We start from the raw sequence: 15,823 nt of genomic DNA, 5'->3' as shown, positions 1-15,823 counted from the left end.
CACCTCACTTGCCGAGCACGAGGTTCGGCAGCCAGGTCGTCAATGGCGGCCAGAGCGTGATCGCGACAAGCACCGCGAGCAGCGGTAGGAGCCAGGGCACGATCGCCCGCGACATCGCCTCGAAGCTGATCTTCGCGATCTTCGATGTCACGAAGAGCACCACGCCGACCGGCGGCGTGATCGTGCCGATCATCAGGTTCAGGACGAAGATCAGGCCGAACTGGACGGGGTCGATACCGAACTGACTCGCCGCCGGCGTCAGGATCGGGATCAGGATCAGCATGGCCGCAAGCGCTTCCATGAAACAGCCGACGAAGAGCAGCAGCAGGTTGACGATGAGGAGGAAGACCAGCGGATTGCCGGCGAGGTCGACCAGCATCGGCCCGACCGTCTGCGGGATGCGCGAGATCGACAGGCACCAGCCGAGCGCCGCCGCGCTCATCACCAGCGCCAGCACGACGCCGGTGGTCTCGACGGTCTGAACCACCAGCTCTGGCAGGTCGTTCAGCGAGAAACTGCGATAGACGAACAGGCCGAGCACGATGGCGTAGGCGGTCGCGACAGCAGCCGCCTCCGTCGGCGTGAAGATGCCCGCCATCATCCCGCCGAACAGGATGGCCGGCGTCATCAGCGCCCAATGCGCCTCCTTATAGGCGACCCAGAGCTGGGCCGCGCCTGGAAAGGGATGACGCGGCAGGTCCTTCTTCCTGGCGACATAGACCACCATCGCCATCAGCGCGCCGGCCATGAGCAGGCCGGGGATGACGCCGGCAAGGAAGAGGCCGCCGATCGAGACGTCGGCCGAGACGCCATAGATCACCATCGGCAGCGAGGGCGGGATGATCGGTCCGATCGTCGCGGAAGCAGCGGTGATCGCCGCTGCCGTCTCCGGATCGTAGCCCTCGTCCTGCATCGCCTTGATCTCGAGCGTGCCGACGCCGCCGGCATCGGCCACCGCCGAGCCCGACATGCCGGCGAAGATCACGCTGGCGAGGATATTGGCATGGCAGAGCCCGCCGCGCAGCCAGCCGACGCAGGCCGTGGCGAAAGCGAAGATCCGGTCGGTGATCCCCGCCGAATTCATGATGTTGCCCATCAGGATGAAGAGCGGCGCCGCCAGCAGCGGGAAGGAATTGGCGGATTGCGCGATTTTCTGCGGGACGATGCCAAGCGGAAAGCCGCCGAAGACGGCGAAGGCGATAGCCGCGAGGCCCATCGAGACAAAGAGCGGCACGCCCATCAACAGGGCGATGAACCAGACCGGCAGGATCTGCAGCATCAGGGTGCTCATAGCGGCTGCGTCCCCGGTTCGGCGGTCTCGATCTTGCGGCCGGTGACGACATCGCCGATCTCGGCGAGCGCCTGCAGGATCAGAGCAAGGCCGGCGAGCGGCATCACCACATAGAGCGCCGCGCTCGACACCGGCAGCGCGATCGACTCGACGTCCCAGGTCCGCTCGATCAGGCCGAAGGAATAGCGGATCAGGATCGCCGCGAAGAGGATGATCGCGGCTTGCGTCACGATCTCCAGCATCCGACCTACCGGCTTCGGCAGGAGATCGGCGAAGACGGTGATGCGGATATGCGAGCGTCGGCGGGCGGCAATGATCCAGCCGGTGAAGCCGGTCCAGACCAGCAGGTATTGCGCCAGCTCGTCGGTCCAGGCCAGCGGGGCGTTGAGCTGGCGCGAGGCGACGCCGAGCAGGACCGCGACGAGCAACGCCAGCAAGAGCCCGACGGCTGCGGCGCGGACGAGGCGGTCGGTGAAGGCGACGAGGGATTTCACAGAATAATAGGCCCTGATGTGGGGTGATCAAAAGTCACGGGCGCTACCGTCATGCTCGCCCTGGTGGCGAGCATCCACGTTTTGAACACCGCGCTCTATCAGCGAAGCGAAGACGTGGATGGTCGGGACAAGCCCGACCATGACGGGTGCTGACGGATGCCGCTTAAAGCGCCGCGAGCGCGTCCCAGGTGCCCTTGCCCCATTTGCTCTCGAACTGCTTCGGCAGGCTCGCCAGCACCGGCTTGCTGAAGCTTTCCAGATCGGGCTCGGTGACGCTCATGCCGGCCGCCTTCAGCGTCGCGACGAGGCTACCCTCCTGGCTTGCCAGCTCGGCGTCCTGCCAGGCGACGCCGTTGGCGATCGCCGTCTCCAGAATAGTCCGGTCGGTGTCCTTCAGCCCCTTCCAGAAATCCTGGTTGATGACGATCAGGCGCGGCGTGATGATGTGGCCGGTCAGAATCAGGTGCTTCTGCACCTCCTGCAGTTTGGCGCTGTGGATCGTCGGCAGCGGGTTCTCCTGGCCGTCGACAGCGCCCTGGCTCAGCGCCAGATAGAGCTCGTTGAAGTTGACCGGGGTCGCCTTGGCGCCCCAGGCCTCGACCATGGCGCGGAAGGTATCGACCGGCGGCACGCGCAGCTTTAGGCCAGCGACGTCGGCGGCGCTCTTCACCTGCTTCGAGCCGGTGGTGAGGTGGCGCTTGCCGTAATAGGTCACCGCCGCCATGCGCATGCCGCGCTTCTTGATCAGCTCCTCGTTCATCTGGGTGAAGACCGGCGCCTTGGCGACCTTGGCCATATGCGCCGGGTCGCGCCAGAGATAGGGCGCCTCGACCACCGAAAGCTGCGGCAGGAAGGAGCCGAGCGCCGCGGCGCCGTCGGTCGTCATCGTCAGCGCACCGGAAGCCACCGACTCCATCATGTCCTTGCCGGAGCCCAGCTGGCCGGCGGGGAAGGACTGGATGTCGACACGGCCGGAGGTCTTCTCCTTCACCTCCTTGGCGATCCGGTCGACCATCTGCACCTGCGGGTGCGTGGTCGGCAGCATCTCGCCCCAGCGCAGCACGGTCGCTTGCGCGCGCAGCACGGTCGGCATCGCGATCATGGCGCCGGCCGCGGCGGAACCGGCGAGAAAGGCGCGTTTCGTCAGCTTGGTCATCGTCGTTCTCCTCCCTGTATGGCCTCGGCATCCCATCTCCAGCCCTCATCCTGAGGAGCGATCGCAGATCGCGTCTCGAAGGATGCTCCAGATGGTTCGGGAGCCTCCTGGAGCATCCTTCGAGACGCCGCTGCGCGGCTCCTCAGGATGAGGGCTGGAGATTGAGTGCGTCGGTCCTCTCCCTAGAACAGCCGTTTTCCGGCTTGGTTGTGCGATTCAGTAGCTCATCGCCCGCGTCCGGGCGTTGTTGATGTGCGCGCTCATCTCGGCCGCAGCCGCCTCGGGATCGCGCGACTCGATCGCCGCGATGATCTTGAGATGGTCCTGCATCACCGGGATCAGGATGTGGTTCTGGATCCGTGTCTCGTATTGCCGGATCAGGCGGATCTTTAGCCAAGTGACGCGAAAAGCCTGGCTGACGATATCGTTGTCGAGATGGTCGATGATCATCTCGTGCATCAGCCGGTCGACATTCTCGGCATCCTCGATCAGCGTCTCGTCGCCGCCGGCCTCGGCGCGGCGGATGATCGCCTCATGGCGCTGGCGCTGCTCGGCGATCTCCTCGTCTGTCGCGGTCCGCGTATAGGCGGCGGTCGCTTCCTTCTCGAGGAAGAGCCGGAACTGGAAGGCGTTGCGGATCAAATTGAGGTCGACATGGGCGACCTGCATGCCGCGCTGCGGCACGGTCTTGATCAGCCCTTCCGCCTCGAGCCGCGGGATCAGTTCGCGGATCGCTCCGAGCGGGTAGCCCGTCATGGCGACGAGCTCGCGCTGGGTGACGAACTGGCCCGGCCGGATCTCGCGCGCGAGCAGCCGCTCGGTGAAGCTGGCATAGGCCCGCTCCCTGAGCTTCAGCGGCTCGCCGTCGCGCTCCGGCTCAGACTGGCTCATCGTTCCTCCTCAGGCCGCTTTGGCGCGGGTTATCCGGTCGAAAGCGGCGAACAGCGCCTTGCGCTGGCCCTCGTCGAGCGCGACCAGCGGCGCCCGCATCGGGCCATAGCCGGCATCGCCATGGAGATGGCCGACCAGCGCCTTCACCGCCGGCAGCACCGGATAGGAGCAGATCTCGTCGACCAGCGCGTTCACGGTGGCGTCCTCGGCGCCCTCATAGACGACCGGGCGCAGCAGATGCGGCACGAGATTGGCAGCGCCGCAGATCGAACCCTGCGCGCCGGCACGAACGGCCCGGCCGAGCAGGCGCTCGTCACCGACCAGGATGGCGAGCTCGCCATGCGCCTTCAGGAAGGCCTCGGTCGTCGGGTAGTCGCAGGAGGAATCCTTGACGCCGGTGACGACGCCCGGAAACGCCTTCTTCAGTCGCTCGACCAGCCCGACCGAGATATCGACCGCCGTCACCGAGGGGATGTGATAGAGGATGGTGTTGCGGGCGGACGCGCCGAGCTTCTCGAAGAACTGCGAGAACCAGGCATAGAGCCCCTCGTCGCCGACGCCCTTGAAGTAGAAGGGCGGTGCGACCAGCAGGCCCTTCGCGCCAACATTCAGCGCCGTCTGCGCCTGGTCGACCGCCTCGTGCAGCGAGGCGGCTGCGACGCCGGCATAGATCTGCTTGGCAGGGTCGATACCGGCGCCGACCAAAGCGCCTAGCATGGCGGTGCGGGCCGGGCTGCCGAGCGCCGCGCCCTCGCCGGTCGTGCCGAACAGCGTGACCGAGTCGCAACCGTTCGCCAGCACATGCTTGGCGTGGTGGACGAGCCGCGGCAGGTCGACGGCGCCGCCTTCCCGCATCGGCGTGGTAATGGCGCAGGAGAGGCCGAAGCGGTTGGGATTCAGAGCCATTGCGAAGCGTCTTTCCGTGAGATGTCCGACCGGGAGATTGGGCAGGCGATGTCAGCCATCCTTCAGCCCTCCGGCGGAGAGGCCGGCGACGATCTCGCGCTGGGCGAGAACGGTCAGCAGCAGGACGGGCAAGGTGACGAGCAAGGCGGCGGCGGCGAGCGGGCCCCAGGAGATCTGCTCGAAGGTCAGCGAGTTGTAGACGGCCGAGGGCAGCGTGCGGCTCGCCTTGCCGCCGAGCACGACCGAGAAGATGAAGTTGTTCCAGGAGAAGATGAAGGCGAGGATGCCGCCGACGACGATGCCGGGCCGGGCCAGTGGCAGCGCGACATGGCGGAAGGCCTGCCAGGTGGTGGCGCCGTCGATGCGGGCGGCGTCCTCGAGCTCCATCGGCACGTTCTCGAAGTACCCGATCATGATCCAGACGATGATCGGGATGGTGATGACGAGATGGGTGATCACCAGCGCGGTGATCGTGCCGACGAGTCCGGTGATCTGGAAGAGCAGGAAAAGCGGGATCAGATAGGACAGCGCCGGCGTCATCCGCGCGACCAGGATCAGGATCGCGAACTTGTGGGCCTTGCCGCGGGCGATGCCGTAGCCCGCCGGCACGCCGACGGCGAGGCCGACCAGCACCGCCCCGCCCGTCACCAGGATCGAGTTCCAGAGATAGAGCGCGAAATTGTTCTTCTCGAACACGTCGAGATAGTTGGCGAAGGTCGGCGGGTTCGGGATGAACACCGGCGGGAAGGCGGTGTTGTCGAGCTCGTTCTTCAGCGAGAGCGAGATCATCCAGAGGAAGACCAGTACCGCCGGCGAGACCAGCACGAAGACCGACGCGTAGAAGCCGAATTTCGAGAGGAGCCGCTTCATCCGATCGTTTCCTCGTCAGCCCTCATCCTGAGGAGCGCCGCAGGCGCGTCTCGAAGGATGGTCCAGCTGATCCCGGAGCCTCCCGGAGCATCCTTCGAGACGCCGCTGACGCGGCTCCTCAGGATGAGGGTTGAGTGTGTGAAACGCCCTTGCATCACGCGTTCCACTTCGACTTCTGGCGCGCATAAAGCAGCAGCAGCGACAGCATGATGATGATCACGAAGAAGATCACCACGACCGCGGAGGCGTAGCCGATCTTGTAGAACTGGAAGGCCTGCAGATAGAGGAAGATGTTGAGCGTCTCGGACGCCGTCCCGGGGCCGCCCTGGGTGATCACGAAGATCGTGTCGAAGGCCTTCAGCGCGTCGATGGTGCGGATCACGATCGCGACCATGATGAAGGGCCAGACCAGCGGCAGCGTGATGTGGCGGAACATGTGCCAGGCATTGGCGCCGTCGATCAGCGCGGATTCGTAAGGCTCGCGCGGCAGGCCCGCGAGGCCGCCGAGCACGATCAGCATGACCAGCGGCGTCCAGTGCCAGACCTCGACCAGGATCAGCGTCGGGATCACCGTGTTCGGCGAATAGACCCAGGCCTGCGGGCCGATGCCGACAAGCGATAGCAGATAGTTCAACACGCCGAGCTGGGGATGGAACATCATCGTCCAGACCAGCGCGACCGCCACCGGCGTCGCCATCATCGGCATGACGAAGATGGTGCGCAGCAGGCCGCGGAACGGGAATTCGCGATGGAAGACCAGGGCTGCCGCCGTGCCGAACAGGATCGGCAGGACCACCGCGAGCACGGTGAAATAGAAGGTGTGCCCCATCGACTCGATGAAGCGCGGATCGCGGAAGAGCTCGGCGAAGTTCTGCAGGCCGACGAATTCCTGGCCGCCGCCGATCTTCCAGTCCTGCGTGGACATGTAGAGCGTGAACAGCCAGGGGAAGACGATCACGCCGGCGACGATCAGCACCGCCGGCAGAGAGAACAGCCAGTAGCGCGGGGTGAAATCCCGCGAATCCGCCGCCTTGGACGGCGCCGGGCTTGTAAGGCTGCTGGCTTGCAGGGTGGTGCTGGTCATGTGCTGGAACCGTCATGCTCGGGCTTGACCCGAGCATCTCTTGGGAAATGCCCTGTGGTCACGAGATGGCCGGGTCAGGCCCGGCCATGACGCGTAACGGCCAGCCTCAGCCTTGCTCGCTCTTGGCCAGCACCGGTGCGAAGGCTTCCGTCGCTTTCTTCAGCTCGGCCGCGACATCGGCGCCGCCGATCGCATTGGTCAGCGCCACCCCGAAGACGTCGCGGAACTCGGTGACGGGGACGATCTGCGGCAGCGCGGCACGGGCGATCTTGGCCGATTGCAGCAGGCAGTCGAAATACTGCTTGCCGAACTTCGAGGCCTCGATCGTGGCCGTGTCGGAATAAGCCGAGGAGCGGGCGGGGGCGCCAGCGCCAGCCTTCAGCATGGCGAGCTGCTGGGCCCTGTTGGTGATGAACTGGATGTAGAGCCAGGCCGCCTCCTTCTTGGAAGAGCCGCGCGAGATGCCGATGCCGTCGCCGAACATGCCGGCATGATGCGCCTTCGGCCCGGGCGGCGTGACGCCATAGCCGACCTTGCCGACGATGCGCGACTTGCTGGGGTCCTCGAGCGGCGTCGCAAAGCCGATGCCGTCGAGCCACATCGCGGCGCGGCCCTGCATGAACGTTGTCTGGCATTCGTTCCAGTTGAAGCCGACGGAGCCGACCGGGCCGGTGTCCTTGTTGAGCTTCTTGTAGAGCTCGCCGGCCCAGATCGCCTCGGGCGTATCGGTCAGGAGCTTGCCCTCGGCAGAGGTGGTCTCGATGCCCTGGCCGAGCACCAGGCAGGCCCAGACCGGGACATTGGCATTCTTCAGCCCGCGCGAGACAAAGCCGGCGACGCCCTTGGCCGGGTCGTGCAGCTTGGCGGCGGCAACCGCCATCTCGTCCATGCTCTTGGGATAGGCGACGCCCTTCGCGTCGAACAGTTCCTTGTTGTAATAGAGCATCCAGTAGTCGACGAAATAGGGCAGCGTATCGAGCGCCCCATCGGCCTGGCGGGCATAGGCCACGGCGCCGGCGCCGAAATCCTCGAAATTGAAATCGGGCGAGGTCAGCGAGGCGTCCTTGATCATCGGCGAGAGGTCGGCGAACCACTTGCCTTTCGCCGCCATGCGCTTCTGCACATGCAGCGAAATCGCGCTGACGTCAAAGCTCGGCTTGCCCGAGGCGAACTCGATCACCGCCTTCTGACGCTGCTGCTGCTCCGGCACCTGTTCGGAGGAGACCTTGATGCCGGTGAGTTCGGTGAACTCCTTCTCGGCGGCCTGGAACAGGTCTGAGCGCGGATTCTTGACGAGCAGGACGTCGATCGACTGGCCGGAGACGCGCTTCCAGTTGAAGGCGGCCTGGGCGCGCGCCTCGCGCAACACCAGCGGCGAAGCAATGGCGCCGGTTGCGCCGAGCGCGGCAGCACCGCGCAGCAGGCCACGCCGCGTCGGCTTCAAGATCTCGGTCATGGATGTCCTCCCCTGGACTGAACACGCGGCCATCGCGGGCCGTCTTGATAGGGTTCCGGCAGGCAGACTCAGCGTGACCGCACCGACCGGAATGGTGCGCAAGCTAGTCCGGAACGAAGGCGGTTGCAAGCTAACATGTTGACGTGCACATAGTGATGCAACACGACCGAGCACCCGGGTTCCGATGACGATTTCTGCGCTTCCCGTTCGCCCCCTCGGCCGCTCCGGCCTCGAGGTCACGACGCTCGGTTTCGGCGGCGCGCCGCTCGGCGATCTCTATGCAAACCTCGACGAGGCGGACGCGGTCGAGACGGTCGAGACGGCGCTCGCTTCCGGCATAACCCTGATCGACACCTCGCCGCTCTATGGCCACGGCCTCTCCGAGCACCGGATCGGCGCGGCGCTGCGGCGCTCGGGGTGCAAGGACGTGGTGATTTCGACCAAGGTCGGCCGCGTCGCCGAGCCCTTCGCCGGCCGCGGCGACGGCTCGGGGTATCGCGGCGGCCTGCCGCATGGCCTGCGCTTCGACTATTCCTATGACGGCGCCATGCGCTCGCTGGAACAGTCGGCGCTGCGCCTCGGCGTCGACCGCATCGACGTCGTGCTGATTCATGACGTCGATGTCTGGACGCATGGACAAGGTGCGATCGAGACCCGCTTCACCGAAGCCATGGACGGCGCCTATCGCGCCCTCGACACGCTGCGCGCCGCCGGCGCGGTCAAGGCCATCGGCGTCGGCGTCAACGAAGCCGAGATGTGCGAGCGCTTCGCTCGCGCCGGCGATTTCGACACGATGCTGCTCGCCGGGCGCTATTCTCTTCTGGAGCAGCCGGGGCTGGCCTCCTTCATGCCGCTGGCGCGGGAGAAGGGCATCGGGCTGATGCTGGGCGGCGTCTTCAATTCCGGCATCCTCGCCACCGGCCCGATCGCCGGTGCGAAGTACAACTACCAGCCGGCATCGCCCGAGATCCTCGCCCGCGTCGCGGCGATCGAGGCGGTCTGCACCCGCCATGGCGTGCCGCTGCGCCGCGCCGCCCTGCAATTCCCGCTCGGCCATCCCGCGGTGGCGAGCCTGGTCATGGGCGCGGTCAGGCCGGAGGAGGTCGCGGATCAGGTCAGAGAGCTCTCAGCCCCGGTTCCAGCCGCTCTCTGGACGGAGCTAAAGACCGAAGGTCTGCTCGGCGCCGATGTCCCGGTTCCGATCTGACGCCATGCGCATCGACGCCCATCAGCATTTCTGGAGCCTCGCCCGTGGCGATTATGGCTGGCTGACGCCGGCGCTGGGCTTGATCCATCGCGATTTCGGCCCCGCCGATCTCGCCCCGCTTCTCGCCGCCCATAGCGTCGAGCGCACCATCCTCGTCCAGGCGGCTCCGACCGAAGCCGAGACCGCCTATCTGCTCGACATCGCCGCAAAGACGCTCTTCGTCGCCGGCGTCGTCGGCTGGAGCGATTTCGATGCGCCTAATGTAGCGGAGCGTATCGCCACCTTGGCGGCCGACCCGCTGCTCGTCGGCCTGCGGCCCATGGTCCAGGATATCCCCGACGACGGCTGGCTGGCGCGCCCTGAGCTGGCACCAGCCTTCAAGGCGATGGTCGCGAACGGTCTCGTCTTCGACGCCTTGCTGAAGCCACGCCATATTCCGGCGATGCTGGCCGTGCTGGAGCGCCACCCCAATCTCGCCTGCGTCATCGACCACGGCGCCAAGCCCGATCTCGTCAACGGCGACCTCACGGCTTGGCGCGTCGGCATCGGCGCCCTCGCGAGGCACCCCGGCCTGACCTGCAAGCTCTCCGGGCTGGTCACCGAGGCCGGCCCTGACTGGACGCTGGAGACGCTGCGGCCGGTCGTCGAGCACCTGCTAGCGACCTTCGGTCCGGAGCGCTTGATCTTCGGCAGCGACTGGCCGGTGGTGACGCTGCGCGCCTCCTATGCGCAATGGTTCGAGGTTGCTGAAGCGCTCCTCGCCGGCCTTTCGGAGGCACAGCGCGCTGCCGTTTTCGGCGGCAATGCCCAAAAACTCTACCTCTCGCAACGTGGACGTCGGTGACATGCTGAAGAATATCGACCCGGTCCTCTCCGCCGACCTGCTCTGGGTGCTAGCCGCCATGGGCCATGGCGACGATCTCGCTCTGGTCGACGCCAACCACCCCGCGGAAAAGATCACCCGCGCCACCACCAGCGGCCGCTTGGTGCGCCTGCCAGGCCTCACCATGGCACGGGCGGCCCGCGCCATCCTCTCGGTGCTGCCGATCGACGATTTTGAGCCGCATCCGGTAAGGCGCATGCTGGTGGTCGGCGATGCCGCCGCGATCCCGCATGTCCAATGTCAGGTCCAGGCCGAGCTCGATCGGGCCCTCGGCCGTCCCGAGCCGCTCGCCGGCATCGAACGCTTCGCCTTCTACGAGGCGGCGAAGCAGGCTTTCGCCGTGGTGCAGATCGGCGATCCCCGCCCCTATGGCTGCTTCCTGTTCCGCAAGGGCGTGATCGCCGGCGAGCCGGCCTGAGCCCGGTCTATTGCTTGGGCGCGCCCGCTCCCGGCATCGAGATCACCCGGCCGTCCGGCATGATGATGTCGCCCGGCTTCTGACCCGGCCCGCAATCGCCGACACGCCTGGCCTCGACCACCAGCTTGCGCTCGACCGGTCCCGGCTGCCCCGGCATGCCGGTGAGCTTGGTGGTGCCTTCGGTGCGCACGGTCGCCTGGAAATCGCCGGTAACGACGCTGCTGCCTTCCGCCTTGATCTGCCCGATCATGCACTCTGTCACGACGGCATAACCGGTCGCGGTCTTCTTCACCTCGATCTTCGAGCAGGCGCCGCCGGTCGCCCCGCCCATCATGGCGCGGTCCGTGCCAGGGCCGACGCATTGCTTGGCGACGGTTTCGCCCTCGGCGCCCGTCGACTTGGTCTCCCATAGTCCTGGCCTGCGCTGCGGCAGCTCCTCGACCAGAGCCGGAAAGCTTCCGAAAACGGTTGCCGCGACGGCGATGGCGATGGCCCTCATGCTTCGACTCCTAGGCTGCCTCGAACGGTCGATTCGAAGGCGCAAGACAGAGCGAGGACGAGAGGCGATTCTAGGGCAGCGGCCTGCACACCGGCCATGCGTCAAACTGCAATGACCAATGGTGCCCCTGGCCGGGATCGAACCAGCACTCCTTGCGGAACTCGATTTTGAGTCGAGCGCGTCTACCAATTCCGCCACAGGGGCCCCTTTCGGGCCGGCGGACTATAGCGATCCGCAAGGGCCGGTCAATCTCGCGTGAACAGCATTTCCTGTGACATCGGAGCCATGGACGGAAGGCTCGGCGCCCGCTAGATCGCCATGCGTCCTTTCGGACGCAAAATGGCGATCTATCACTTTGTCAGGCATCGGATTGCCTCCGAAAAGCGGTTTCCACTTTCGGTCCGATGCTCTAAGGGCCGGCGATGTTCGAACGCCTCTATCTCTGGACGCTCTCGCTTGCCGCCCGCCGCAGCGCGCAGGTCTGGCTTGCCGTCGTCGCCTTCATCGAGAGCTCCTTCTTCCTGATCCCGGCCGACGTGCTGTTCGTGCCGATGGCACTGGCCAAGCCGCAGCGGGCCTATCGCCTCGCCTTGATCGCGACGGTGTTCTCGACGCTCGGCGGCATCGCCGGCTACGCCCTCGGCTATTATGCCTTCGATGCGCTGGCGCGGCCGGTTCTCGCCTTCTACGGCAAGCTCGACGCGTTCGAGCAATTGCGCGCCTGCGCCGGCCCCGACACCACGCTGCTGCTGCTCACCACCTCGGGTCTGGCGCATCTGCCGCCGATCAAGGTGGTCACCATCCTGGCCGGCGCCGTCCATATCGGGCTCGGCTTCTTCGTCCTGTCCTGCATCCTGGCGCGCGGCGCCCGCTTCCTCGCCCTCGCCTTCCTGCTGCGCCGCTATGGCGAGACGATCCGGCACTTCATCGAGAAGCGGTTGAAGCTGATCGCGCTCGGCGGCGCCGCTCTCCTGATCCTGCTCTATTTCGGCCTCAAGCTGCTGACAGGCTCGGGCCAGATGTTCACCTGCTGAGCAGCGCCATGTCCGGCTTTCCGTCGCGCCTCCTCGCCGACCCCCGCCGCCTGATCGCCCTGATCGGGCTGGCGAGCCTCGCGCTGATCGCTGGCGCCTGGTTCTTCGAGCTGGTCCTGCATTTGCGCCCCTGCAAGCTCTGCCTCGAGCAGCGCGCGCCGCACTACGCCGCGATCGGCCTGACGGCGCTCGCCCTGCTCTTCGCCCGCTCGGGCTGGCTGCAGATCGCAGCCCTGATCGGCCTCGCCCTTTTGATGGCCTGGAGCACTGGGCTCGGCGTCTACCATTCCGGGGTGGAATGGGGGGTCTTCGCCGGCCCGAACGATTGCGGCGGCGCGCCTGCTCCTGCGGCCGCCGGCGTCCAGGACCTGATGAAACAGCTGCAGACGACCCGCATCGTCTCCTGCACCGAAGCCGCCTGGCGCTTCCTTGGCCTGTCGCTCGCCGGCTGGAACGCGCTGGTGTCGTTCGGGCTTTTGATCGCAGCCCTGCTGGGGTTGAAGAACACGATCGGGAAGCCCGGCGAATTGCCGGCGTGATCAGCCCTCGCTGGCACGCACTCAGAGGCTGTTGCCGTTAATCGTCTGCGGATAGTCCGCCGCGGCTTCCGCCTTCAGCCAGGCCAGGAGTTTGCGCGTCGCAGCCTTCGGCTCCCGGCGCGGATGCGGGAAGGCGACCAGCCCATCCTTGATCGTCAGGACACCGAGCGGCGCGATCAGCCGGCCGTCGGCCAGCTCCGGCTGCGCCAGACGTGTCTCGACCAGCGTCACGCCAAGTCCGCCGACGGCGGCCTCGATGCACATATGCGTATGGGGAAAGGTCAGGCTCCGCGCCACCATCGGCACGACGAGTGGGTGATCCCGATAGGACGGCTGGATGGTGATTGGGAAGTTGCCGATCAGCTGCGTCTCGGCCGAGAGGCGCCCGGCCTCGACGCGGAAGCGGTAGCCCGGGGCACAGACCAGCGCGAACGCGACATCACCCAGCACGTGATAGACCTGATCGTCCGGCAGGTTGTAGCCGAGACGGTTCCAGCTGGTGACGATGTCATAGTCCTCGACCTCGAAGATCGAGGCGCCCACCATCGTCAACCTCATAGAGACTTCCGGATGGGCCGCGTAGAAGCGCGGCAGGCGCGGCACTAGCCAGCGGGTTGCCAGGCTCGAGCCGATGGCGAGCGTCACGATCTCGCCGCCCTGCGCGGGGCGGAGCTGCCCCATGCAGCTGTCGAACGCCTCGAACGCCATACGCGTCGTGGCATAGAGCGCCTTGCCAGCGGCAGTCAGCCCCAGCGGCGCGGCGCCTCGATCGAGGAGCTGCAGGCCCAAAGCCTCCTCCAGCGCCTTGATCTGCCGGCTGATCGCGCTGTGGGTGCGACCGAGCTCCTCGGCAGCGAGCGTCATCGACCCCAGTCGCACGGTCGCTTCGAAGGCAGGCAGCGGGGAAAGCGGCGGCAACCGAAGCTCTCCGGCAGCACTGTTCGCGAAACGCACAGCGATGTTCGAATTCGTCGTGTGCGCAGTGCTCTCGTCACCGTTACCGGTCATCGCATCGCGTCGTTCGCCGGGAGACTTCAATGGGCGAGACCTTATCCGCGCAAGTCATATCGCTGGGCGTTCGTGTCGTCGCGGAGCGATCCGGAGCTGTCAAGATCGGCGGGGTAAGTCGTCCCTCCAGCACCGATCTGCTACGACCATCGTTCGAGGCCGAGTTGCCGGCAGGGCCACGGCTATGGCTGCGACGCCTGCTTTGGCGCCGCCGGTTGCGCGCGGCCTTCCAGAGCGAAGCCGATGCGGTGCTGGAGGATTTCGGCCTGTCGCGGGAAACCCTCGAACGCTCTCTTGCGCAGCCCTTCTGGCGTGCCTGAGCAGCCTCGAACGGAAGCAGCAGGCGATTACGGCTCCAGCTCGGAATCCCAGTAGAGATAGTCGAGCCAGCTGTCGTGCAGATAGTTCGGCGGGAACAGCTTGCCGTTGCGGTGCAGATCGTTGATCGACGGCGCGAACGGCTTCTGCATCGGGATCATGCCGACCGCGGCCGGCATCTTGTCGCCCTTCATCAGATTGCAGGGCGAGCAGGCCGCGACGACGTTCTCCCAGGTCGTGAGCCCGCCCTTGGAGCGCGGCACGACATGATCGAAAGTCAGCTCGTCGCGCGTGCCGCAATATTGGCAGGCGAAGCGGTCGCGCAGGAAGACGTTGAAGCGGGTGAAGGCCGGGGTGCGCGAGGGCTTTATATAGGTCTTGAGCGAGACCACCGAGGGCAGCTTCATGTTGAAGCTCGGGCTGCGCACCACGGTGTCGTATTCGGAGACGATGTTGACCCGGTCCATGAAGACCGCCTTGATCGCGTCCTGCCAGCTCCACAAGGAGAGCGGGTAGTAGCTCAACGGCCGGAAATCGGCGTTGAGCACCAGCGCCGGACAACCGTCCGGCGAGGCCATCGGATGCATCACATGCGCCGTCACCCGTATCGCGCCTCCGCTTCCTGGGCTCGCACGAATCCTGACGCATCAATGTAAGCGCGATGCGACAAGAATGTGAAGCGACGATGTTGCGGCGCGTACAGGCAGACGGCAGCCTTCAGCCCCGGGCGGAGCCCTCGGGCCCGACTTCTGGTCGGCCCAAGGATGTATCCCCGCAGACCCGGGAATCTCGTGCAGAAGAAGCTGGTTCGGAGATGCTCGGCTCAAGGCCGAGCATGACGAGCGTTTTCTAGCGGGTCGGAATCGGCTTTTCGCCCCGATAATCGTAAAAGCCACGCTTCGTCTTGCGGCCGAGCCAGCCGGCCTCGACATACTTCACCAGCAGCGGGCACGGCCGATACTTCGAATCGGCGAGACCGTCATGCAGCACCTGCATTACCGACAGGCAGGTGTCGAGCCCGATGAAATCGGCGAGCTGGAGCGGGCCCATCGGGTGATTCGCGCCGAGCTTCATCGCCGTGTCGATCGCCTCGACCGAGCCGACACCCTCATAGAGCGTGTAGACGGCCTCGTTGATCATCGGCAGCAGGATGCGGTTGACGATAAAGGCCGGGAAATCCTCGGAGACCGACGCCGTCTTGTGCAGAGAGGCGACGAACTCCTTGGCGCGCTCGAAGGTGCCGTCGTCCGTGGCGATGCCGCGGATCAGCTCGACGAGCTGCATCAGCGGCACCGGGTTCATGAAGTGGATGCCGATGAAGTGCTCCGGGCGATCGGTCGCCGCGGCAAGCCGCGTGATCGATATCGACGAGGTGTTCGAGGCCAGGATCGCGTCGGGCCGCAGATGGGGGCAGACGGCGGTGAAGATCTTGCGCTTCACCTCCTCGCTCTCGGTCGCGGCCTCGATCACGAGATCGCATGGCCCCAGATCTTCCAGCTTCGGCGCCGAGACGATGCGGCTCATCGCCGTGCGGCGATCCGCGTCGGCGATGGCGCCCTTGGCGACCTGCCGGGCCATGTTGCCATCGATGGTCGCCAGTGCCGCATTGATGCGGTCTTCGGCGATATCGTGCAGCCTGATGTCGAAGCCCGCGACCGAGGCGACATGGGCGATGCCGTTGCCCATCTGCCCGGCCCCGATGATGCCGACGGTCTTGATCTGGTGGTCCATGTGACGCTTCTGTTCCCCGAGGGAGCTGGCGCGGGCGC

18 protein-coding genes and 1 tRNA gene are annotated in these 15,823 nt (G+C 66.0%); 6 read left to right on the top strand and 13 right to left on the bottom strand.

Annotated elements, in window-relative coordinates; genetic code table 11:
• Positions 1 to 4: 4 nt before the first annotated feature.
• The 8 genes from ACFPOB_RS00810 to ACFPOB_RS00775 all read right to left on the bottom strand — a co-directional run bounded on the left by ACFPOB_RS00810 (position 5) and on the right by ACFPOB_RS00775 (position 8,148).
• Positions 5 to 1,291 (bottom strand): TRAP transporter large permease, encoded by a 1,287-nt coding sequence (locus tag ACFPOB_RS00810; RefSeq protein WP_377795115.1) that lies wholly within the window; start codon positions 1,289 to 1,291, stop codon positions 5 to 7.
• Positions 1,288 to 1,785, bottom strand: a complete 498-nt coding sequence (locus ACFPOB_RS00805) for a TRAP transporter small permease (RefSeq protein WP_377795113.1) — start codon at positions 1,783 to 1,785, stop codon at positions 1,288 to 1,290. Before ACFPOB_RS00805 ends, ACFPOB_RS00810 begins: the two co-directional genes overlap by 4 nt.
• Positions 1,786 to 1,948: 163 nt before the next feature.
• On the bottom strand, positions 1,949 to 2,941 hold the full coding sequence (locus ACFPOB_RS00800) for a sialic acid TRAP transporter substrate-binding protein SiaP (protein ID WP_377795111.1): 993 nt from the start codon (positions 2,939 to 2,941) through the stop codon (positions 1,949 to 1,951).
• 216 nt (positions 2,942 to 3,157) lie between these two features.
• Positions 3,158 to 3,832, bottom strand: coding sequence for a GntR family transcriptional regulator (locus ACFPOB_RS00795; protein ID WP_346357871.1), 675 nt, complete (start codon positions 3,830 to 3,832; stop codon positions 3,158 to 3,160).
• Between the two features lie 9 nt (positions 3,833 to 3,841).
• Positions 3,842 to 4,738, bottom strand: coding sequence for a dihydrodipicolinate synthase family protein (locus tag ACFPOB_RS00790; RefSeq protein WP_377006774.1), 897 nt, complete (start codon positions 4,736 to 4,738; stop codon positions 3,842 to 3,844).
• A 51-nt stretch (positions 4,739 to 4,789) separates the two neighbouring features.
• A complete protein-coding gene (locus ACFPOB_RS00785) occupies positions 4,790 to 5,608 on the bottom strand; it encodes a carbohydrate ABC transporter permease (protein ID WP_092158904.1) in 819 nt (272 codons plus the stop codon).
• Positions 5,609 to 5,762: 154 nt separating this feature from the next.
• Positions 5,763 to 6,692: a carbohydrate ABC transporter permease gene (locus ACFPOB_RS00780; RefSeq protein ID WP_377795110.1), complete on the bottom strand. Its 930-nt coding sequence runs from the start codon at positions 6,690 to 6,692 to the stop codon at positions 5,763 to 5,765.
• A 106-nt stretch (positions 6,693 to 6,798) separates the two neighbouring features.
• Positions 6,799 to 8,148 carry an ABC transporter substrate-binding protein gene (locus tag ACFPOB_RS00775; RefSeq protein ID WP_377795108.1) on the bottom strand — a complete coding sequence of 450 codons (1,350 nt, stop codon included), beginning with the start codon at positions 8,146 to 8,148 and terminating at the stop codon, positions 6,799 to 6,801.
• Positions 8,149 to 8,332: 184 nt separating this feature from the next.
• Between ACFPOB_RS00775 and ACFPOB_RS00770 the strand changes: the two genes are divergently transcribed.
• From ACFPOB_RS00770 to ACFPOB_RS00760, 3 genes are read left to right on the top strand one after another with little or no spacing between them, the layout of a single operon-like run.
• The gene (locus tag ACFPOB_RS00770; RefSeq protein ID WP_377795106.1) at positions 8,333 to 9,355 is read left to right on the top strand and encodes an aldo/keto reductase; all 1,023 of its coding nucleotides are present in this window, start codon (positions 8,333 to 8,335) and stop codon (positions 9,353 to 9,355) included.
• A 4-nt stretch (positions 9,356 to 9,359) separates the two neighbouring features.
• Positions 9,360 to 10,199 (top strand): amidohydrolase family protein, encoded by an 840-nt coding sequence (locus ACFPOB_RS00765; protein WP_377795105.1) that lies wholly within the window; start codon positions 9,360 to 9,362, stop codon positions 10,197 to 10,199.
• 1 nt (position 10,200) lies between these two features.
• The gene (locus tag ACFPOB_RS00760) at positions 10,201 to 10,656 is read left to right on the top strand and encodes an RbsD/FucU family protein (protein ID WP_377795103.1); all 456 of its coding nucleotides are present in this window, start codon (positions 10,201 to 10,203) and stop codon (positions 10,654 to 10,656) included.
• Positions 10,657 to 10,663: 7 nt separating this feature from the next.
• On the opposite strand, the gene ACFPOB_RS00755 is transcribed toward ACFPOB_RS00760, so the two are convergent.
• Positions 10,664 to 11,155 carry a DUF3617 domain-containing protein gene (locus ACFPOB_RS00755; protein ID WP_377795101.1) on the bottom strand — a complete coding sequence of 164 codons (492 nt, stop codon included), beginning with the start codon at positions 11,153 to 11,155 and terminating at the stop codon, positions 10,664 to 10,666.
• 119 nt (positions 11,156 to 11,274) lie between these two features.
• Positions 11,275 to 11,359, bottom strand: a tRNA-Leu gene (locus ACFPOB_RS00750).
• Positions 11,360 to 11,577: 218 nt separating this feature from the next.
• Between ACFPOB_RS00750 and ACFPOB_RS00745 the strand changes: the two genes are divergently transcribed.
• Both ACFPOB_RS00745 and ACFPOB_RS00740 read left to right on the top strand, forming a co-directional pair.
• Positions 11,578 to 12,189, top strand: coding sequence for a YqaA family protein (locus ACFPOB_RS00745; RefSeq protein WP_377795100.1), 612 nt, complete (start codon positions 11,578 to 11,580; stop codon positions 12,187 to 12,189).
• Between the two features lie 8 nt (positions 12,190 to 12,197).
• Entirely contained in the window at positions 12,198 to 12,728 is a 531-nt protein-coding gene (locus ACFPOB_RS00740) for a disulfide bond formation protein B (RefSeq protein ID WP_377795098.1), read from the top strand.
• A gap of 21 nt (positions 12,729 to 12,749) precedes the next feature.
• Here ACFPOB_RS00740 and ACFPOB_RS00735 read toward each other — a convergent pair whose 3' ends face one another.
• A complete protein-coding gene (locus ACFPOB_RS00735; RefSeq protein WP_377795096.1) occupies positions 12,750 to 13,646 on the bottom strand; it encodes a LysR family transcriptional regulator in 897 nt (298 codons plus the stop codon).
• Positions 13,647 to 13,765: 119 nt separating this feature from the next.
• Between ACFPOB_RS00735 and ACFPOB_RS00730 the strand changes: the two genes are divergently transcribed.
• Positions 13,766 to 14,056 (top strand): hypothetical protein, encoded by a 291-nt coding sequence (locus tag ACFPOB_RS00730; protein WP_377795095.1) that lies wholly within the window; start codon positions 13,766 to 13,768, stop codon positions 14,054 to 14,056.
• A gap of 27 nt (positions 14,057 to 14,083) precedes the next feature.
• Here the strand turns inward: ACFPOB_RS00730 and ACFPOB_RS00725 are convergent, their stop codons facing one another.
• Both ACFPOB_RS00725 and ACFPOB_RS00720 read right to left on the bottom strand, forming a co-directional pair.
• Positions 14,084 to 14,641, bottom strand: a complete 558-nt coding sequence (locus ACFPOB_RS00725; RefSeq protein ID WP_377795093.1) for an HNH endonuclease — start codon at positions 14,639 to 14,641, stop codon at positions 14,084 to 14,086.
• A gap of 262 nt (positions 14,642 to 14,903) precedes the next feature.
• Entirely contained in the window at positions 14,904 to 15,785 is an 882-nt protein-coding gene (locus tag ACFPOB_RS00720; protein ID WP_377795092.1) for a 3-hydroxybutyryl-CoA dehydrogenase, read from the bottom strand.
• Positions 15,786 to 15,823: the final 38 nt, after the last annotated feature.

The organism is Allobosea eneae (assembly GCF_042657265.1).
In the GTDB taxonomy this organism is placed as follows: domain Bacteria; phylum Pseudomonadota; class Alphaproteobacteria; order Rhizobiales; family Beijerinckiaceae; genus Allobosea; species Allobosea eneae.
Note: the sequence above shows the minus strand (reverse complement) of the source record. Positions and strands in the feature narration are given on the sequence as shown.

Coding starts and splice junctions, on each gene's coding strand:
- ACFPOB_RS00800 (WP_377795111.1), bottom strand. CDS start 2,941: ATGACCAAGCTGACGAAACGCGCCTTTCTCGCCGGTTCCGCCGCGGCC.
- ACFPOB_RS00720 (WP_377795092.1), bottom strand. CDS start 15,785: ATGGACCACCAGATCAAGACCGTCGGCATCATCGGGGCCGGGCAGATG.
- ACFPOB_RS00810 (WP_377795115.1), bottom strand. CDS start 1,291: ATGAGCACCCTGATGCTGCAGATCCTGCCGGTCTGGTTCATCGCCCTG.
- ACFPOB_RS00775 (WP_377795108.1), bottom strand. CDS start 8,148: ATGACCGAGATCTTGAAGCCGACGCGGCGTGGCCTGCTGCGCGGTGCT.
- ACFPOB_RS00785 (WP_092158904.1), bottom strand. CDS start 5,608: ATGAAGCGGCTCCTCTCGAAATTCGGCTTCTACGCGTCGGTCTTCGTG.
- ACFPOB_RS00770 (WP_377795106.1), top strand. CDS start 8,333: ATGACGATTTCTGCGCTTCCCGTTCGCCCCCTCGGCCGCTCCGGCCTC.
- ACFPOB_RS00780 (WP_377795110.1), bottom strand. CDS start 6,692: ATGACCAGCACCACCCTGCAAGCCAGCAGCCTTACAAGCCCGGCGCCG.
- ACFPOB_RS00765 (WP_377795105.1), top strand. CDS start 9,360: ATGCGCATCGACGCCCATCAGCATTTCTGGAGCCTCGCCCGTGGCGAT.
- ACFPOB_RS00725 (WP_377795093.1), bottom strand. CDS start 14,641: ATGCATCCGATGGCCTCGCCGGACGGTTGTCCGGCGCTGGTGCTCAAC.
- ACFPOB_RS00755 (WP_377795101.1), bottom strand. CDS start 11,155: ATGAGGGCCATCGCCATCGCCGTCGCGGCAACCGTTTTCGGAAGCTTT.
- ACFPOB_RS00745 (WP_377795100.1), top strand. CDS start 11,578: ATGTTCGAACGCCTCTATCTCTGGACGCTCTCGCTTGCCGCCCGCCGC.
- ACFPOB_RS00795 (WP_346357871.1), bottom strand. CDS start 3,832: ATGAGCCAGTCTGAGCCGGAGCGCGACGGCGAGCCGCTGAAGCTCAGG.
- ACFPOB_RS00790 (WP_377006774.1), bottom strand. CDS start 4,738: ATGGCTCTGAATCCCAACCGCTTCGGCCTCTCCTGCGCCATTACCACG.
- ACFPOB_RS00740 (WP_377795098.1), top strand. CDS start 12,198: ATGTCCGGCTTTCCGTCGCGCCTCCTCGCCGACCCCCGCCGCCTGATC.
- ACFPOB_RS00760 (WP_377795103.1), top strand. CDS start 10,201: ATGCTGAAGAATATCGACCCGGTCCTCTCCGCCGACCTGCTCTGGGTG.
- ACFPOB_RS00730 (WP_377795095.1), top strand. CDS start 13,766: ATGGGCGAGACCTTATCCGCGCAAGTCATATCGCTGGGCGTTCGTGTC.